Origin of the sequence: Bradyrhizobium sp. HKCCYLRH3061, from assembly GCF_051168015.1 — a bacterium.
Classification (GTDB): Bacteria; Pseudomonadota; Alphaproteobacteria; order Rhizobiales; family Xanthobacteraceae; genus Bradyrhizobium.
In genome coordinates this window covers 55,534-68,629 of the sequence record NZ_JBNPUE010000014.1, presented here as the reverse complement: position 1 = coordinate 68,629, position 13,096 = coordinate 55,534, and the positions used below count along the sequence as shown (strand labels likewise).

Genomic DNA, 13,096 nt, shown 5'->3' with positions numbered 1-13,096 from the left:
TAACTTGGGTTGCCAACACTGCAGCGGATGACCGCAGCGGCGACCCATTCCGTGCCTACCGATCGCACGACCCAACGACCGGCGGGCAGCGCCATTGACCCGGCGCGGGCCGCGATGCTGCGCGCTGCCAACATCAATCCGCGCACCGGGCTCGCCACCGACTATCTGAATCATTTCAACGAAGCCGTGATGCTGCTCGAAATGATTCCCGATATTCCGGAATGCGCCGAGGATTTTCTGGCGTGGTCGCCGCTGACCTATCCAGAACATTTCACGCATACCAATTTCAAGGCCCGCGATCTCGTCATCGAGGCCTATGAGCAGGCCGACGCGGCGATTCGCGACAAGTTCGATCATCTCACGAAGACCATGACCGACATCCTGCTCGCGGTCGGCAGCGCGATGCGCGATGCCAAGCAGGACGCCACCAAGGCCAAGCTCGCCGAGCAGGCCGCGGCCTGGGTCAAGCCGCTGGTGACGCAGGCCGGCGGCATCATCAACGGCGACATCGAGGTCGACCCTGACCCGGTCGACGAGGTCGACGCCGTCGACGCCATCATGGCAAGCTTCTGAGCTGCAAAGGCTGCCGGCGCGGCAGTCTTCACGCTACAGTGCAGACCACGCCTGGAGCCATTGGCATGACCGCCCCGACGCCGCCCCGCCACCCCCAGCTCGCCGTCAGCGCCGCCATCTTCCGCGACGGCAGGCTCCTGCTGGTGCGCCGGGCGCGTTCCCCCGCCAAGGGCGTCTACACGCTGCCCGGCGGCCGGGTGGAGTTCGGCGAGACCCTGCACGAGGCCATCGCGCGCGAGGTGATGGAGGAAACCGGCCTCTCGATCGCAATCGTCGGGCTGGCCGGCTGGCGCGAGGTGCTGCCGGCCCAGGGCGGCGGCGGCCACTACGTGATCCTTCCCTTCGCGGCGCGCTGGCGGGCCGGAGAGCCCCGGCTCAACCCGGAACTGGACGACTTCCAGTGGCGCCTCCCCGATGCGCTCGAGGGCCTCACGCTGACCGACGGACTGCCGCAGATCATCGCCGCCGCACGGACCCTGGTGTAGGCGCCTTGCGTCCGCCGTCCGGCAAAGGCATATGACGTCGGTGTTCCCCATGATCCCCAAGCGCCTCCTGGCCGTCCTCATGCTCGTTGCCGCCTGCGCCATCGTGCCCGTGCGCGCGCAGGATGCGGCGGCGCCGTTCGATGGCGATCTGCAGCGGCTGGCCGAGATCCTCGGAACCCTGCATTACCTCCGCGGCATCTGCGGCAGCAATGAAGGCGCCAAATGGCGCAACCAGATGCAGGCCCTGATCGATGCCGAGACGCCGTCGGGCGACCGCCGCGCCCGGATGATCGCCGGCTTCAACCGCGGCTATAACGGCTTCCAGCAGACCTACCGGACCTGCACGCCGGCCGCGATGGTGGCGATCCGCCGCTACATCGACGAGGGCTCCAAGATCTCGCGCGACCTCACGGCGCGCTACGCCAACTGATGGCCCATGGTTGACGGCGCGCGAGCGTTATCCACGTTTGCGTTAACCTTGTTAACCTTTCCTAAAGAACTGGCCTAGGCGCCCGCCGCCTGCGTGGTAAACCTCAGGGGTCCGGCGCGCCCGCGTTCGGAATTCAACGCGCCTCGCGGCCCCGCCAGACTGAATTCAATGAGCTTTCCCGTCACCTTCAGCGCCCTCCCCGCCGTCCTGCCCGACCACGAGCAGAAGCAGGCCGCGCTCAGCTACCTCAACGAAGCCTGGGCGGAAGCGCGCCACGACGGCGTCGACGGCGACTGCCTGGCGCAGGCCAGTCTGTTCGCGGCGCTGGCCGAGCTCGTGACGACCTATGGCGAGGACGCGGTCGCGACCTTCGTCGAGGGCCTGCCGGAGCGCGTCCGCAACGGCGAGTTCTCGCTGTCGCGCGCGACGCAGTAGGGTCTCCCGCTCCTCGGACCGTCCGAGATCCGTCTTCACATCTCAAACAGCTCGAGACACGCCTCGTCGTCCTCGCGGCGCGATGCGTCCGAGCGATGACCGGCGTTCGTCCCTCGTTCGATCGAGGGCGCAGGGAAGGCTGGGCGTCGGCTGACGCCCATGGCCCCCGTGCGAACAAGAATGCACGGGGCAGGAACCACAGGTGCAGCCGGATGAGCCCAGCCTTCCCTGCGCGATGGGTTTAACGCTTACTCCGTGCTCTCCCTGGGGACCGGCTTGTTTGCCCCCATCGCCCGCGCCGACACTCTCGCATCGATCGCCGGCTTGACCTCGGCACCGGGAGGCCAGGACCACACGACTTCACGTCCGCATCGATGTTGTTCGTCCGCGCAGCCAAAGCCACGCTGCAACCCGACACGTCCACCGCCTCCCCGCCTCGCGTCTCGTGACGACCGCGCGTACGCCCCTCTCGTTGAGGCGGGATGGGGAAAGGATAGACACGTATTCCGGAAAAACGAAAGCGAAATCTTTCGCCCGGAAGGTGCTGCGGGCGCGATCACGTTGAGACAATGCGCAAAATTGCCGTTTCGGCACAGGCGTTTCGTGTAGTTGCGGCGAGCCCGAACAACGGCGTTACACACAAGATCGTGCGACTGATTCGCCCGACGGGCTGCTTTGCTTTGCGTTCTTGCCGCGCTTCAGTCCCAATCCATTCCGCCAATGATGCCAAGAGGCCAGCCGCCGATGAAAGCGGCAGTCAGCGCCATGAGATGGGTTGTCGCGGAGAGACCAAGTTCCTGGTTGTCTTGAACATGGCTAAGTCCAATCAACCCAATTTCAAAAATTGCCGCGCAGAATACAGGCCAAAGCGCCCGCCGCCGCGCTGCCAGCCGCTGGGCTGGGCCAGTCCCCCGAGCGTTCCGTGATAGAGTCATGGATCGACGAAGCGACACCACGGCAGTCAAGACGACCACGCTCACAAAGGCGATGAAGTACACCAGACATTATCCTTGGGGCCAGCCGTACCGTCTCGAAGGTCACAAGCGAATGGCGCGAACCGGTTTCTTCAACCCTAAGAAGACAACAAGATACAGCCGTGTCGAACCGCTGTTCCCGGGCCCCTGCTTCCGGCTGAGCATCAGAAGCGGACCTTCACGCGAGCCGGCGACCGGATCCGTTATAAGCCAACACCCGACGTCGTTGTGTCAGTCAGCTAAGAAGAAGCGCCGGCCATCGTGATAGTCGATCTCTTTGCCCTGGAAATGTGCCGACTGCTTCGCCGAAACGGCAAAAATAAGCGTTATTCCGTCAACGTCTTGTAGGAGCCTCGCAGGTACCTCGTCGCGGTAGTACCAACCCCAAGCGACGCCGCGCACAACCGTCTCCTTTTTTATGTCGTCGTATTCCTCGTCCCAGAAGAGCGCAGGCACCATAGCACGGCTACTCGACTTGGAGGCGGTCTCCGTCAGTTCACCGAGCATTATCTGCGCTTTTTGACTGATCCGAAAGTTTACAGGGACAAGTCTCGCGTGTTCCATCTGAGGCTCGATCTAAGGGGCCGCAACTGAATTTGTTCTCTAACGTATCGCAGCGGTTGCCGCTGCTTACCCCGTCGGCAGTTCACATTTGATGTCGGCTTAGGGTCCATAAGCGGAAGTGCCGACCATTATAGTGCATGTTAATTACGGTGCGCGCCGACGGCACCAATGATGCCAATAAACAGGCCGCTGAAAACAGAAACCACCACCATCAGAGCATTCGCTAAAGCTGCTCCAAGTTCTGGCCCTGAAACACGAAGTAGCAGGACGACAAGAAGCCCCACACCTCCCACACAGAGTACTGGTAAAACCGCGCGCCGCCGCGCGGCGAGCCGCTTGGATGGGCTCGCCAGCTCATAGTCCCGGAACAGGCTCCAGGCCCAACGAGACGATATCTGGGCACTAACGGTTATAATGATCAGACAGGCAACGAGTAAGTACATTGAAAGTCGTCCTTGGCGCCAGCCGCTGCCAAGCGAAGGTCGGGGGACGGCCAATAGCGTATATTGATTGCCTCGACCTTAAGGATACATTGAACATCAGCCGTATCAGAGCCATTCGAAGCCAGAAGTCCCATCATAGGTCCGCTGGGTCAAGAGCGGCCCTCCGCTCCCACAAGTGCTTACTTCCGGTTGAGCCCCGGCATCCGACGTCAGCCAGGGCCGATCGGAAGGTCCGAGAGGCCAACAACGAGACATTGCCAACCAGGCCGCACTTGTGGTTTCTCCAGCGCGAAACAGCTCAAGTTGGTTCCTTTGCGATTGAAACAAAACATGCCAGGACCATCCACAAGGAACATGCGTCAACTGCCTGACGTCTTCTCATTAAGGCGGCTACTTCAATCAGTCGCGATGCTTGATGCAATCATCTGCCCTGAGTGGGCGTACCGTTACTACTCTTTCAACGCAAATTGGGCCACGGAAGAAATGATGGGCTCGATGCGGAATGGCCAAGGCGACGAGTTTTTCGTATTGTTCAATTCTCATGGTGCATTCATCAAAGGCTTTGATCACGAGTCATTGGTAGCGTCGCTAGTATTGCCAAGTGAGCAGTTCTATCGCGACCTGCCTCGCCAGTTCGCAGCTTGTTACAGTGAACCTGCGTTCTCGCCGGAGTATGTCACATTTTGCATGTGGCGTCTTTCTGAAGCGCCTGCGTGGTCCAGTGCAAGAATTGAGCTGGCAGCATCCGGAGACAGCGATGGCTCGGCCCACCTGCTTTCAATACTTGATTGCTCGCCTGAAACGTACCGGCGATGGGCTACTGAATACTATCAAAGAGAAGTGCCTCCAAAAGCCACGATCGCTGTGTACGAGCATCGTGTGCTAACGGATGAAATCGTTGCTGATATTAATCCAACAATCGATCTGGCTTCACTCGGTGAGGATATAGCCCAGATCGGCTATCCAACTTGAAAAAGTCCGTACCGATGAGATGGTAGATGTCCGCTCAGGGTCATGAACGTCGAGCCGCACGCCCGCCGGTTCCGATCTACCCCTGACAGCAGACGTGTAGGCGAACATCAGATTTCGTCGGTAAGGGCCGGAAGCGGTCGTCGGCCGGCTAATCAACGGCATTCCGCGCGCGACGGTCTCGGCTCGGACGTGCAATAGGCGCACGTCGCTACTTTGCGTAGAACAAATACTTAACGAAGCGCTGCTACTAGCGAACCCATGATCTATGTTGGCCAGCGTGAATTTATCATCCCAACCCGGCTGTGGGCGGCCCTTCCGCTCGCCGCCGTCGGGTACGTCGCGGTCGATCTTGCATGGCAATGGTGGCCTTCACCCACTGCCCTTGAACACGTTGATTGGTTCCTGGACGCGATGGCGCGGTTCGCGTCCGCCTACCTCGCCGCCTTCCTGGTGGTTGACATCGCCAGCCGGTCGCGCACGCCTTGGTACGGCCTGTTTCTGCTCATCCCGCTCGCCCATCTCGTCGCCGCATTCGTTATCGCTGTTTTGATTGTCCAGCCGCTGTCATGGCTGCCCACGGCAATCCTGCGGGGAGCGTTCGCAGTCGCAGTCGCGCCGCGTGGGCCGGCCGGCCGCGAATTTCTGGCTTTGGTATTTGGCACGCTGGCGGTGATACCGCTATTGGCAGCTCTCGCAGCCTTATTCGTCACCCTGGCGACCCTGATCGTGTCCCGCCTTCCTCTGCTGACGCCGGATGCCCGCCGAGAACTTTGGCCGAACCTGACGGCGGCGATCCTGTGGCTCCCAGTCAGCATGGCCGTCGCGATCGCGCTACGGGTTTACGGCTACGTCGTACCGCGCCCAGCGGCGCTGTTGGCCGCCCTTGTGCTGGCACTGGCTTCGATTTGCCTGCATCTGCGTCTGGTTCATCGCGTTCGCCGCGAGCAGCCTCATGGCGGCAGGCTCAGGACTTGGCTGGCGGCCGCCGTTTGTTGTTCGGCGCTGGTCTTGCTCGCACCGTATCCAATTCAGTATTTCTCGCTTCTTACGGTGATGCCCGGATACATTCGCCCGGTCATGCCGAACCTCTTCGGTCTGTACATGGACCATGTTCGTCCAGCCTTCCGCGCGATCGGAATGCTGCCGACGCCAGTGATCGAGGTCGCAGGCTATCGGGTCGACGTTCCCTTCAACGATCGAACGACGATGATGGAGCCTACCGAAGCCACGGACGGGTACGATTTCGTCCGGATCACCCTGCCGGTCGACTTCGGTGTGACGACGGTCAAACATGTTCCTAGTGTTGCTATCCTTCGGGCCGCCGCGATACGACCCAGCGACCTTTTCTGGTCGGAGCGCCACCGTGACCTGGAGCAGGCCGCGCGCGCGGCACAGCCGGGGCAGGAAGTAGTAGTGAGGAGTGAGTCCGGCTTCGGGCGGGACGTTGGCCTACGCTCAGACGCTTATCCTGAATTGGAGTTCTGGCTCAGGTCTGTCGATCCAGCGACGTCGTGGGAGGAGGCGGAGCAAGCCTTGCGCCGTTTTCTGCAACAGCGACTGCGACGAGCGAACTGAGTTCACCCACACCGATTTTCGGGACGGGAGCGGTCGCTATACATGATTTGCGCGTGCTCCCACCTGGCGGCCGCTATCTCGGCCGCGCGCTCCGGCTGACGCGTGCCGGGCTTGCGGTTGGCGCCTGCTTTCTGCCTAGGGTCACAAGCGGCCGACCGGCGTTCCGGGCACCTGCTTACGGTTGAGCATCGGAAGCAGACCTTCACGCGAGCTGGCGACCGGGCCCGTGACGGACCAAGCAGAGGTGGAGGAGCGACGGCAGCACGTTCGTCCGTCAGCCGCCGGGGCCGTCCTTCATGATGTAGCCCATCAGGTCGTCCACGTCGTGCTCCAGATCCCGGATGATGTTCTTGACGACGTCGCCGATCGAGATCACGCCCACGACCTTGCCCGCGTCCAGCACCGGCAGATGGCGAAAGCCGCGCTGCGACATCATCGCCATGCAACTGTCCAGCTTGTGGTCCGGCCTGATCGTCACCGGGTTGGCCGTCATCACCTGGCTCACCGGGGTCCGCTTCGCATCGAGCCCGGGCAGCAGCACCTTGATGGCGCAGTCGCCTTGCGTGATGATGCCGACCAGTACGCCGTCGTCGATGACCAGCACCGAGCGCACCCGATTGTCGCGCATCTGGCGCAAGGCTTCGACGACCATGTCGCCGGAATGAACATGGATCACGGCGGCACTCTTCTGGGCCAGCGCGCTTCTGACTGTGCTCATCGACGTCCCCTCCTGGACCCTGTTCTGCCCCGCCTTGATGGTCCGCTGGGCAGGATAGTCGAAATATCCGGCTTCGTCAGCGGCGCGCCGGGGCCGTGCGCCTGACTGTGGACCGCCATTGCGGTCGGGTAGAGAGCCCGGGGTCAAGCGGCGGCGGACCGGGAACTGCCGCACGGCAGCCGCGGCATCGAGGTCCCGTCAGAAACCCTTCACCATTTGAGCGCCTTTGACGGGAATGAACATGCGCCCTTAACGAAAGCGGGCAAAAATAGGCAGCTATTCTTCACTTGGCTGACTACGGTACCTCTTCGAGCCGCGTTGCGAGCCGGCAACGGCCGAACCGAATCCGAAATGCCTTCACGGAAGAGCAGGCCGGGGGGTGCAACTGCCGCGTGAAGAGTTGGTAAGGAAACGTTAAAGAGAAGTCGGGGATTTCTGATGATCGCGCCAGAAGAAGAGAGATTGCTGAAAACGTACCTGGTCGAGATGTTCGCCCAGATCAGCAGCATGCGGCGCGAACTCGCAGCTCTTCAAGGCGACGGCAAGGGCAGTTTTGCGTCGATGACCGACACGCTCGACGCGATCGTGGAAAATACGGAAGTAGCCGGAAACGCGATCCTCGAAAGCATGGAGGCGATCAGCGCCAGCGTCGGGAAGCTGCAGGGCGTCAAGGACCCGAAGACCGTAGCGGTCTGCGACGAGATCGTCGACAGCACAAACAAGGTGTTCGAGGCTTGCGCGTTCCAGGACCTCACCGGGCAGCGGATCACGCGGGTGGTCAAGTCGCTGAAGTTCATGGAGGACCACATCAACAAGCTCGTCCGCATCTGGGGAAAAGAGGAGCTGGCGCGGGTGGCCGCCGAGCTTGCTGCCCCCTCGAGCGTCCCGGACTTGCTGGAGGGTCCGAAACGGCCGGGCGTGGCGATTTCCCAGGACGACATCGACAAGCTGTTCACGTGAGTTGCGGCGGGACCGTCGTACTATCAGCTCCACGTCCTTGCGAGCGCAGCGAAGCAATCCAGAGTCCTTGCCGGGCCATCGATTGCTTCGCTGCGCTCGCAATGACGGAGTCAGATCACACGCAGCTACGTTACGGCCGCAGCGTCTCCATGAAGCGCACAGGCTCGCCCGTGGCCGGCATCAGCAGGTCGCCCTGCCACATCACGCGCCGGCCGCGGACGAAGGTGCCGACCGGCCAGCCGGTGACGCGCAGGCCATCATAGGGCGTCCAGCCGGCTTTCGACGCCACCCACTCGTTGGTGATGGTCTCGCTGCGCTTGAGGTCCACGATCGTGAGATCGGCGTCGTAGCCGGCGGCGATGCGGCCCTTGCGGGCGATGTTGTAGATGCGGGCGGGGCCGGCGCTGGTGAGGTCGACGAAACGTTGCAGCGACAGCCGGCCGGCATTGACGTGGTCGAGCATGATCGGCACCAGGGTCTGCACCCCGGTCATGCCGGAGGGCGAGGCCGGATAGGTCTTGGCCTTCTCCTCGGCGGTGTGCGGCGCGTGGTCGGAGCCCAAGATGTCGACGATGCCCTGGTGGACGCCCCACCAGATCACGTCGCGATGGTCGGCGGAGCGCACCGGCGGATTCATCTGCGCATAGGTGCCGAGCCGCTCGTAGCACTCGGGCGCTGTCAGAGTGAGATGATGCGGCGTGGCCTCGACGGTGGCGACGTCCTTGTGGTCGCGCAGGTACACGATCTCTTCCTTGGTCGAGATGTGCAGCACGTGGATGCGCTTGCCGGTCTCATGCGCGAGATTGACGAGACGTTGGGTGGCGCGCAACGCCGCCTCCTCGTCGCGCCAGACAGGGTGCGAGCGCGGGTCGTTCTCGACGCGCAAATCCTTGCGCTCGTTGAGGCGGTACTCGTCCTCGGCGTGGAACGCGGCACGGCGGCGGATCACCTGGAAGATGCGGCGGAGCGAGTCATCGTCCTCGACCAGCAGCGAGCCGGTGGAGGAACCGACGAACACCTTGACGCCGGCGCAGCCCTCGGCGCGCTCCAGCACCGGGAGCTGCTCGACATTCTCGCGGGTGCCGCCGATGAAGAAGGCGAAGTCGCAATGCATGCGATGACGGCCGGCCTCGACCTTGGCGGTGAACGCCTCCTCGGTCACCGTCAGCGGATTGGTGTTGGGCATCTCGAACACGGCGGTGACGCCGCCCATCACGGCGCTGCGCGAGCCGGTTTCGAGGTCCTCCTTGTGAGTGAGGCCAGGCTCGCGGAAATGCACCTGGGTGTCGATCACGCCGGGCAGCACGTGCAGGCCGGTGCAGTCGATGATCTCGGCGGCCGAGGCGGCGCCGAGATTGCCGATCTCGACGATGCGCCCGCCTGAAACGCCGATGTCGCGGACACCCTCGCCGTCCTGATTGACCACGGTGCCGGATTTCAGAATGACGTCGAACCGCGCGCTCATGAAGCCCTCATAGGATTTCATTCTCCTGACAACCCCAAGACAGATCGATCATGCTGCGCGCCTGCCCATTTGCTGGCCTCTGGCGGCACGCGAGTCTCGATCTTTAGAATGAAGCCACCGCGCGGCGGCGTTTCAGCCTTGTGGTTTATGCCTGGGCGGCTTACGTTTCAGTGCGGCCTGTCGCAAGAGGTTTTTCGAATGAAGGCGACGTTTCTCGACGACCGGGGCGTGGTCCAGGTCAGCGGCGAGGATGCACGCAAGTTCCTCAACGGTCTCTTCACCACCGACGTCACCAAGCTCACGCCCGGCGAGGCCCGGTTCGGCGCGCTGCTGACGCCGCAGGGCAAGATCATCGTCGATTTCCTGGTGGCGCAGGTGGCGGCGGCCGAAGCCGGCGAGCGCTTCCTGCTCGACTGTCCGCGCGCGCTCGCACAGGCGCTCACCGACAAGCTGAATCTCTACAAGCTCAGGGCCAAGGTTGCGGTCAGCAATCTGTCCGACCAGGTCGGCGTGATCGCGGTCTGGGATGGCGCCATCGGCGCCACGCCGGAGCCGAGCTTCGCCGACCCGCGTCACGAGAGCCTCGGCGCACGCGTCATTGCGCCGCAGGAGGCGCTGGCGGAGATCGCCGCGCGGCTCGGCGCCGAGCTCGTCGATTCCGCCGCCTATGAAGCGCATCGCATCGACTGCAGCGTGCCGCGCGGCGGCCTCGACTTCATGTATGGCGACGCCTTCCCGCACGAGACCAACATGGACCGGCTGCACGGCGTCGACGTCGGCAAGGGCTGCTATGTCGGCCAGGAGGTCGTGAGCCGCATGCATCATCGCGGCACCACGCGCACACGCGCGGCGAAGGTGCTGCTCGACGGGCCGGGTCCGGAGCCCGGCACACCGATTCTGGCCGGCGACAAGACCGTCGGCACGATGGGCTCGGCCGCCGCGCAGAAGGGCATGGCGTTGCTGCGCATCGACCGCGCCGCCGAGGCATTGGAGGCGGGAACGCCGCTCACCGCGGGCGGCCTCGTTCTGCGCATCGCCGATCCCGACGCGCTGCAGGGCGCGCCCAAGCAGACGGTCGCCTGAGCCGGTCTCATGGGTCGCGCTGCTGTCGTCCATCCCGATGGCCTGACGCGCTGCCCGTGGCCGGGCAGCGATCCGCTCTATGTCGCCTATCACGACACCGAATGGGGCGTGCCGGAATATGACGACCGCGCGCTGTATGAGAAGCTGATCCTCGACGGCTTCCAGGCCGGGCTGTCGTGGATCACGATCCTGCGCAAGCGCGACAATTTCCGCCGCGCCTTCGATGATTTCCAGCCGGAGAAGATCGCGCGCTACGGCGACAAGAAGATCCACGCGCTGATGAACGATGCTGGCATCGTCCGCAACCGCGCCAAGATCGAAGGCACGATTCTCAGCGCGAAATCCTGGCTCGACATCCAGGACAAGGGTCCCGGCTTCTCCAAGCTGCTGTGGGGCTTCATGGACGGCGCGCCCAAGGTCAACCAGTTCAAGACCACCGCAAGCGTACCGGCCTCGACACCGCTGTCGATCAAGATCTCCAAGGAGCTCGCCTCGCGCGGCTTCAAGTTCGTCGGGCCGACGATCGTCTACGCCTTCATGCAGGCGACCGGCATGGTCAACGACCATCTCGTCACCTGCTTCTGCCACGAGACCTGCAGCGGCAAGCGCCGCGCCCCGCGCCTCAAGCCTCCCAAATGACGACTGACAAGGCCCCGAGCGGGCACGACCGCGTCTGGCAGCGCATGCTGTCCGGCCGGCGGCTCAACCTGATCGATCCCTCGCCGCTCGATGTCGAGATCGCCGACATCGCCCATGGGCTCGCGCGCGTCGCGCGCTGGAACGGCCAGACCACCGGCGCGCACATCTTCTCGGTCGCGCAGCACACGCTGCTGGTCGAGACGGTGATGCGCGCGCGCAAGCCCAACATCGATGCGAAGCTGCGGCTCGCCGCGCTGCTGCACGACGCGCCGGAATACGTCATCGGCGACATGATCTCGCCGTTCAAGGCGGTGCTCGGCGGCAGCTACAAATCAGTCGAGAAGCGGCTGCTCGGGGCGATCCACATCCGCTTCGGCCTGCCGGCCGAGATTGCCCCCGAGATCGAGCGCCAGATCAAGGCGGCCGACCGCGGCGCCGCTTTTCTGGAGGCGACGCGCCTCGCCGGTTTCTCGGACAGCGAGGCGAAGAAGCTGTTCGGCCGCGATCCCGGCCTGCCGGACGCCACCGTGACCGACTATCTGACGCCCTGGAGCGCGGCCAAGGCCGAGAAGCAGTTCCTGACCCGCTTCAATACGGTGCTGGGGGCGTGCTGAGATGCCGCTGACGCCCGAAGAGCGCCAGAACGAGCGCCTGAAGCTGCTGGCCAATTGGGCCAACACGCTGGCGACCGCGATCGTTTCGGTCGGCGTTTTCGTGCCGATTGGACAGGAAATCTATGGCTTCCTGCCGCAAAATACCGACCCGACGCTGATCTATGTGTCGGCCCCGGTTTGCTTCATGGCCGGTTTGATCCTACATTTGGTGGGGCAATGGGTCCTTGGAGGGCTCCGATGACGATGGGCCAGATCTATGCGTTGAGCATGCCGCTCGCGGTGGCCGCGATGGTGGCGCTGTACGCTCTCATCCTGCGGCGTCCGTGGGCAGAGACGGGCGCTCGACAGCCGGTCCATTCATCACAGGCACGCCGTGAGGGTCTGCGCGACGGTCTCGTGGACCACATCGAGCGGCTCAACGCGGAGATCGAGGGCAAGGCCCATCTGGTTCGCCAGGAGCTGCGGCAGCTCAAGAACACGCGCTGAGGGCTGTCGGCGCACACATGCGCCAGCCCGACGGCAGACATCCAAAACGCGCTTTTGCAAAACGCGCTTTTGCCCTTGTGCCCCCATTCGTATAATCGGGCGTTCAAAGGCTCGCCATGATCCACGTCTGCTCACTCGCCGCCCTGCCCGAGACCGTGCGCCTGACCGGCGCCAGCCACGTGCTGACCATCATGGCCAATGTCGAGCAGGTGCGGCGGCCGGAGACGATCCGCCCCGAGAACCATCTGCGGGTCTCGGTCGACGACATCACCGAGCAGCTGCCGGGCTTCATGGCGCCGAGCGAGGATCACGTCGCCCAGGTGCTGGAGTTCGTGCGCGGCTGGGATCGTGCGGCGCCGCTGGTGATCCACTGCTATGCCGGCATCAGCCGCTCCACCGCGAGCGCCTTCGCCGCGGCCTGCGCGCTCAACCCCCATCGCGACGAGCTCGATATCGCCTGGGCGATCCGGCAGGCCTCGCCGATCGCCTCGCCGAACCGGCTGATCGTCAGCCTGGCCGACAGGGCGCTGGGCCGCAACGGCCGCATGGTGCGCGCGCTGGACGCGATCGGGCCCGGCGCCATGATGGTCGACAGCGCGCCGTTCCGGATCGATCTGGACTGAGTTGCGGCGCTGCGTAGCCGAATACCGGCGCGCTTTGAACTTATGTTCCGCGGTTTG

Annotated in this window: 17 protein-coding genes; 13 read left to right on the top strand and 4 right to left on the bottom strand. The window is 63.6% G+C overall.

Translation table 11 applies throughout. From position 1 onward, the window contains the following. Positions 1–51: 51 nt before the first annotated feature. The 4 genes from ACQR2C_RS22180 (at position 52) to ACQR2C_RS22165 (ending at position 1,923) form a co-directional block, all read left to right on the top strand. Positions 52–573, top strand: a complete 522-nt coding sequence (locus ACQR2C_RS22180) for a hypothetical protein (RefSeq protein ID WP_434882110.1) — start codon at positions 52–54, stop codon at positions 571–573. Positions 574–638: 65 nt separating this feature from the next. Then, a complete protein-coding gene (locus ACQR2C_RS22175; RefSeq protein WP_434882109.1) occupies positions 639–1,058 on the top strand; it encodes an NUDIX hydrolase in 420 nt (139 codons plus the stop codon). Between the two features lie 31 nt (positions 1,059–1,089). Beyond that, the gene (locus ACQR2C_RS22170) at positions 1,090–1,488 is read left to right on the top strand and encodes a TIGR02301 family protein (protein ID WP_434882108.1); all 399 of its coding nucleotides are present in this window, start codon (positions 1,090–1,092) and stop codon (positions 1,486–1,488) included. A 168-nt stretch (positions 1,489–1,656) separates the two neighbouring features. Continuing rightward, the gene (locus ACQR2C_RS22165; RefSeq protein WP_315717207.1) at positions 1,657–1,923 is read left to right on the top strand and encodes a hypothetical protein; all 267 of its coding nucleotides are present in this window, start codon (positions 1,657–1,659) and stop codon (positions 1,921–1,923) included. A gap of 698 nt (positions 1,924–2,621) precedes the next feature. On the opposite strand, the gene ACQR2C_RS22160 is transcribed toward ACQR2C_RS22165, so the two are convergent. Both ACQR2C_RS22160 and ACQR2C_RS22155 read right to left on the bottom strand, forming a co-directional pair. After that, positions 2,622–2,921 (bottom strand): hypothetical protein, encoded by a 300-nt coding sequence (locus tag ACQR2C_RS22160; RefSeq protein ID WP_434882107.1) that lies wholly within the window; start codon positions 2,919–2,921, stop codon positions 2,622–2,624. A 207-nt stretch (positions 2,922–3,128) separates the two neighbouring features. Beyond that, complete coding sequence (locus ACQR2C_RS22155) at positions 3,129–3,461, bottom strand: hypothetical protein (RefSeq protein WP_434882106.1); 333 nt, start codon at positions 3,459–3,461, stop codon at positions 3,129–3,131. Positions 3,462–4,312: 851 nt separating this feature from the next. On the opposite strand from ACQR2C_RS22155, the gene ACQR2C_RS22150 reads away from it, so the two are divergent. Together ACQR2C_RS22150 and ACQR2C_RS22145 are read left to right on the top strand one after the other, a co-directional pair. Then, positions 4,313–4,876: a hypothetical protein gene (locus tag ACQR2C_RS22150; protein WP_434882105.1), complete on the top strand. Its 564-nt coding sequence runs from the start codon at positions 4,313–4,315 to the stop codon at positions 4,874–4,876. Positions 4,877–5,134: 258 nt separating this feature from the next. Further along, positions 5,135–6,451, top strand: a complete 1,317-nt coding sequence (locus ACQR2C_RS22145) for a hypothetical protein (RefSeq protein ID WP_434882104.1) — start codon at positions 5,135–5,137, stop codon at positions 6,449–6,451. 274 nt (positions 6,452–6,725) lie between these two features. Here the strand turns inward: ACQR2C_RS22145 and ACQR2C_RS22140 are convergent, their stop codons facing one another. After that, the gene (locus ACQR2C_RS22140; RefSeq protein WP_434882103.1) at positions 6,726–7,169 is read right to left on the bottom strand and encodes a CBS domain-containing protein; all 444 of its coding nucleotides are present in this window, start codon (positions 7,167–7,169) and stop codon (positions 6,726–6,728) included. Positions 7,170–7,607: 438 nt separating this feature from the next. Here ACQR2C_RS22140 and ACQR2C_RS22135 point away from each other — a divergent pair, with 438 nt between their 5' ends. After that, complete coding sequence (locus ACQR2C_RS22135) at positions 7,608–8,129, top strand: protein phosphatase CheZ (protein WP_434840430.1); 522 nt, start codon at positions 7,608–7,610, stop codon at positions 8,127–8,129. A gap of 130 nt (positions 8,130–8,259) precedes the next feature. Here the strand turns inward: ACQR2C_RS22135 and ACQR2C_RS22130 are convergent, their stop codons facing one another. Beyond that, positions 8,260–9,594: a dihydroorotase gene (locus ACQR2C_RS22130; protein WP_434882172.1), complete on the bottom strand. Its 1,335-nt coding sequence runs from the start codon at positions 9,592–9,594 to the stop codon at positions 8,260–8,262. A gap of 198 nt (positions 9,595–9,792) precedes the next feature. Between ACQR2C_RS22130 and ACQR2C_RS22125 the strand changes: the two genes are divergently transcribed. The 6 genes from ACQR2C_RS22125 to ACQR2C_RS22100 all read left to right on the top strand — a co-directional run bounded on the left by ACQR2C_RS22125 (position 9,793) and on the right by ACQR2C_RS22100 (position 13,039). Then, complete coding sequence (locus ACQR2C_RS22125; RefSeq protein ID WP_434882102.1) at positions 9,793–10,677, top strand: YgfZ/GcvT domain-containing protein; 885 nt, start codon at positions 9,793–9,795, stop codon at positions 10,675–10,677. Between the two features lie 9 nt (positions 10,678–10,686). Continuing rightward, complete coding sequence (locus ACQR2C_RS22120) at positions 10,687–11,316, top strand: DNA-3-methyladenine glycosylase I (protein ID WP_434882101.1); 630 nt, start codon at positions 10,687–10,689, stop codon at positions 11,314–11,316. Beyond that, positions 11,313–11,930, top strand: a complete 618-nt coding sequence (locus tag ACQR2C_RS22115; protein WP_316178222.1) for an HD family hydrolase — start codon at positions 11,313–11,315, stop codon at positions 11,928–11,930. The genes ACQR2C_RS22120 and ACQR2C_RS22115 overlap by 4 nt, the downstream gene beginning before the upstream one ends. Before the next feature lies 1 nt (position 11,931). After that, complete coding sequence (locus ACQR2C_RS22110) at positions 11,932–12,171, top strand: hypothetical protein (RefSeq protein ID WP_315802850.1); 240 nt, start codon at positions 11,932–11,934, stop codon at positions 12,169–12,171. Beyond that, positions 12,168–12,416: a hypothetical protein gene (locus tag ACQR2C_RS22105; protein ID WP_315802849.1), complete on the top strand. Its 249-nt coding sequence runs from the start codon at positions 12,168–12,170 to the stop codon at positions 12,414–12,416. The genes ACQR2C_RS22110 and ACQR2C_RS22105 overlap by 4 nt, the downstream gene beginning before the upstream one ends. A gap of 116 nt (positions 12,417–12,532) precedes the next feature. After that, positions 12,533–13,039 carry a tyrosine phosphatase family protein gene (locus ACQR2C_RS22100; RefSeq protein ID WP_315802848.1) on the top strand — a complete coding sequence of 169 codons (507 nt, stop codon included), beginning with the start codon at positions 12,533–12,535 and terminating at the stop codon, positions 13,037–13,039. Positions 13,040–13,096 lie beyond the last annotated feature (57 nt).

What these genes read in the sequence shown, in the direction of transcription:
- ACQR2C_RS22110 (WP_315802850.1), top strand. Translation starts at nt 11,932, where the DNA reads ATGCCGCTGACGCCCGAAGAGCGCCAGAACGAGCGCCTGAAGCTGCTG.
- ACQR2C_RS22170 (WP_434882108.1), top strand. Translation starts at nt 1,090, where the DNA reads ATGACGTCGGTGTTCCCCATGATCCCCAAGCGCCTCCTGGCCGTCCTC.
- ACQR2C_RS22105 (WP_315802849.1), top strand. Translation starts at nt 12,168, where the DNA reads ATGACGATGGGCCAGATCTATGCGTTGAGCATGCCGCTCGCGGTGGCC.
- ACQR2C_RS22155 (WP_434882106.1), bottom strand. Translation starts at nt 3,461, where the DNA reads ATGGAACACGCGAGACTTGTCCCTGTAAACTTTCGGATCAGTCAAAAA.
- ACQR2C_RS22145 (WP_434882104.1), top strand. Translation starts at nt 5,135, where the DNA reads ATGATCTATGTTGGCCAGCGTGAATTTATCATCCCAACCCGGCTGTGG.
- ACQR2C_RS22150 (WP_434882105.1), top strand. Translation starts at nt 4,313, where the DNA reads ATGCTTGATGCAATCATCTGCCCTGAGTGGGCGTACCGTTACTACTCT.
- ACQR2C_RS22175 (WP_434882109.1), top strand. Translation starts at nt 639, where the DNA reads ATGACCGCCCCGACGCCGCCCCGCCACCCCCAGCTCGCCGTCAGCGCC.
- ACQR2C_RS22125 (WP_434882102.1), top strand. Translation starts at nt 9,793, where the DNA reads ATGAAGGCGACGTTTCTCGACGACCGGGGCGTGGTCCAGGTCAGCGGC.
- ACQR2C_RS22130 (WP_434882172.1), bottom strand. Translation starts at nt 9,594, where the DNA reads ATGAGCGCGCGGTTCGACGTCATTCTGAAATCCGGCACCGTGGTCAAT.
- ACQR2C_RS22135 (WP_434840430.1), top strand. Translation starts at nt 7,608, where the DNA reads ATGATCGCGCCAGAAGAAGAGAGATTGCTGAAAACGTACCTGGTCGAG.
- ACQR2C_RS22115 (WP_316178222.1), top strand. Translation starts at nt 11,313, where the DNA reads ATGACGACTGACAAGGCCCCGAGCGGGCACGACCGCGTCTGGCAGCGC.
- ACQR2C_RS22100 (WP_315802848.1), top strand. Translation starts at nt 12,533, where the DNA reads ATGATCCACGTCTGCTCACTCGCCGCCCTGCCCGAGACCGTGCGCCTG.
- ACQR2C_RS22165 (WP_315717207.1), top strand. Translation starts at nt 1,657, where the DNA reads ATGAGCTTTCCCGTCACCTTCAGCGCCCTCCCCGCCGTCCTGCCCGAC.
- ACQR2C_RS22120 (WP_434882101.1), top strand. Translation starts at nt 10,687, where the DNA reads ATGGGTCGCGCTGCTGTCGTCCATCCCGATGGCCTGACGCGCTGCCCG.
- ACQR2C_RS22140 (WP_434882103.1), bottom strand. Translation starts at nt 7,169, where the DNA reads ATGAGCACAGTCAGAAGCGCGCTGGCCCAGAAGAGTGCCGCCGTGATC.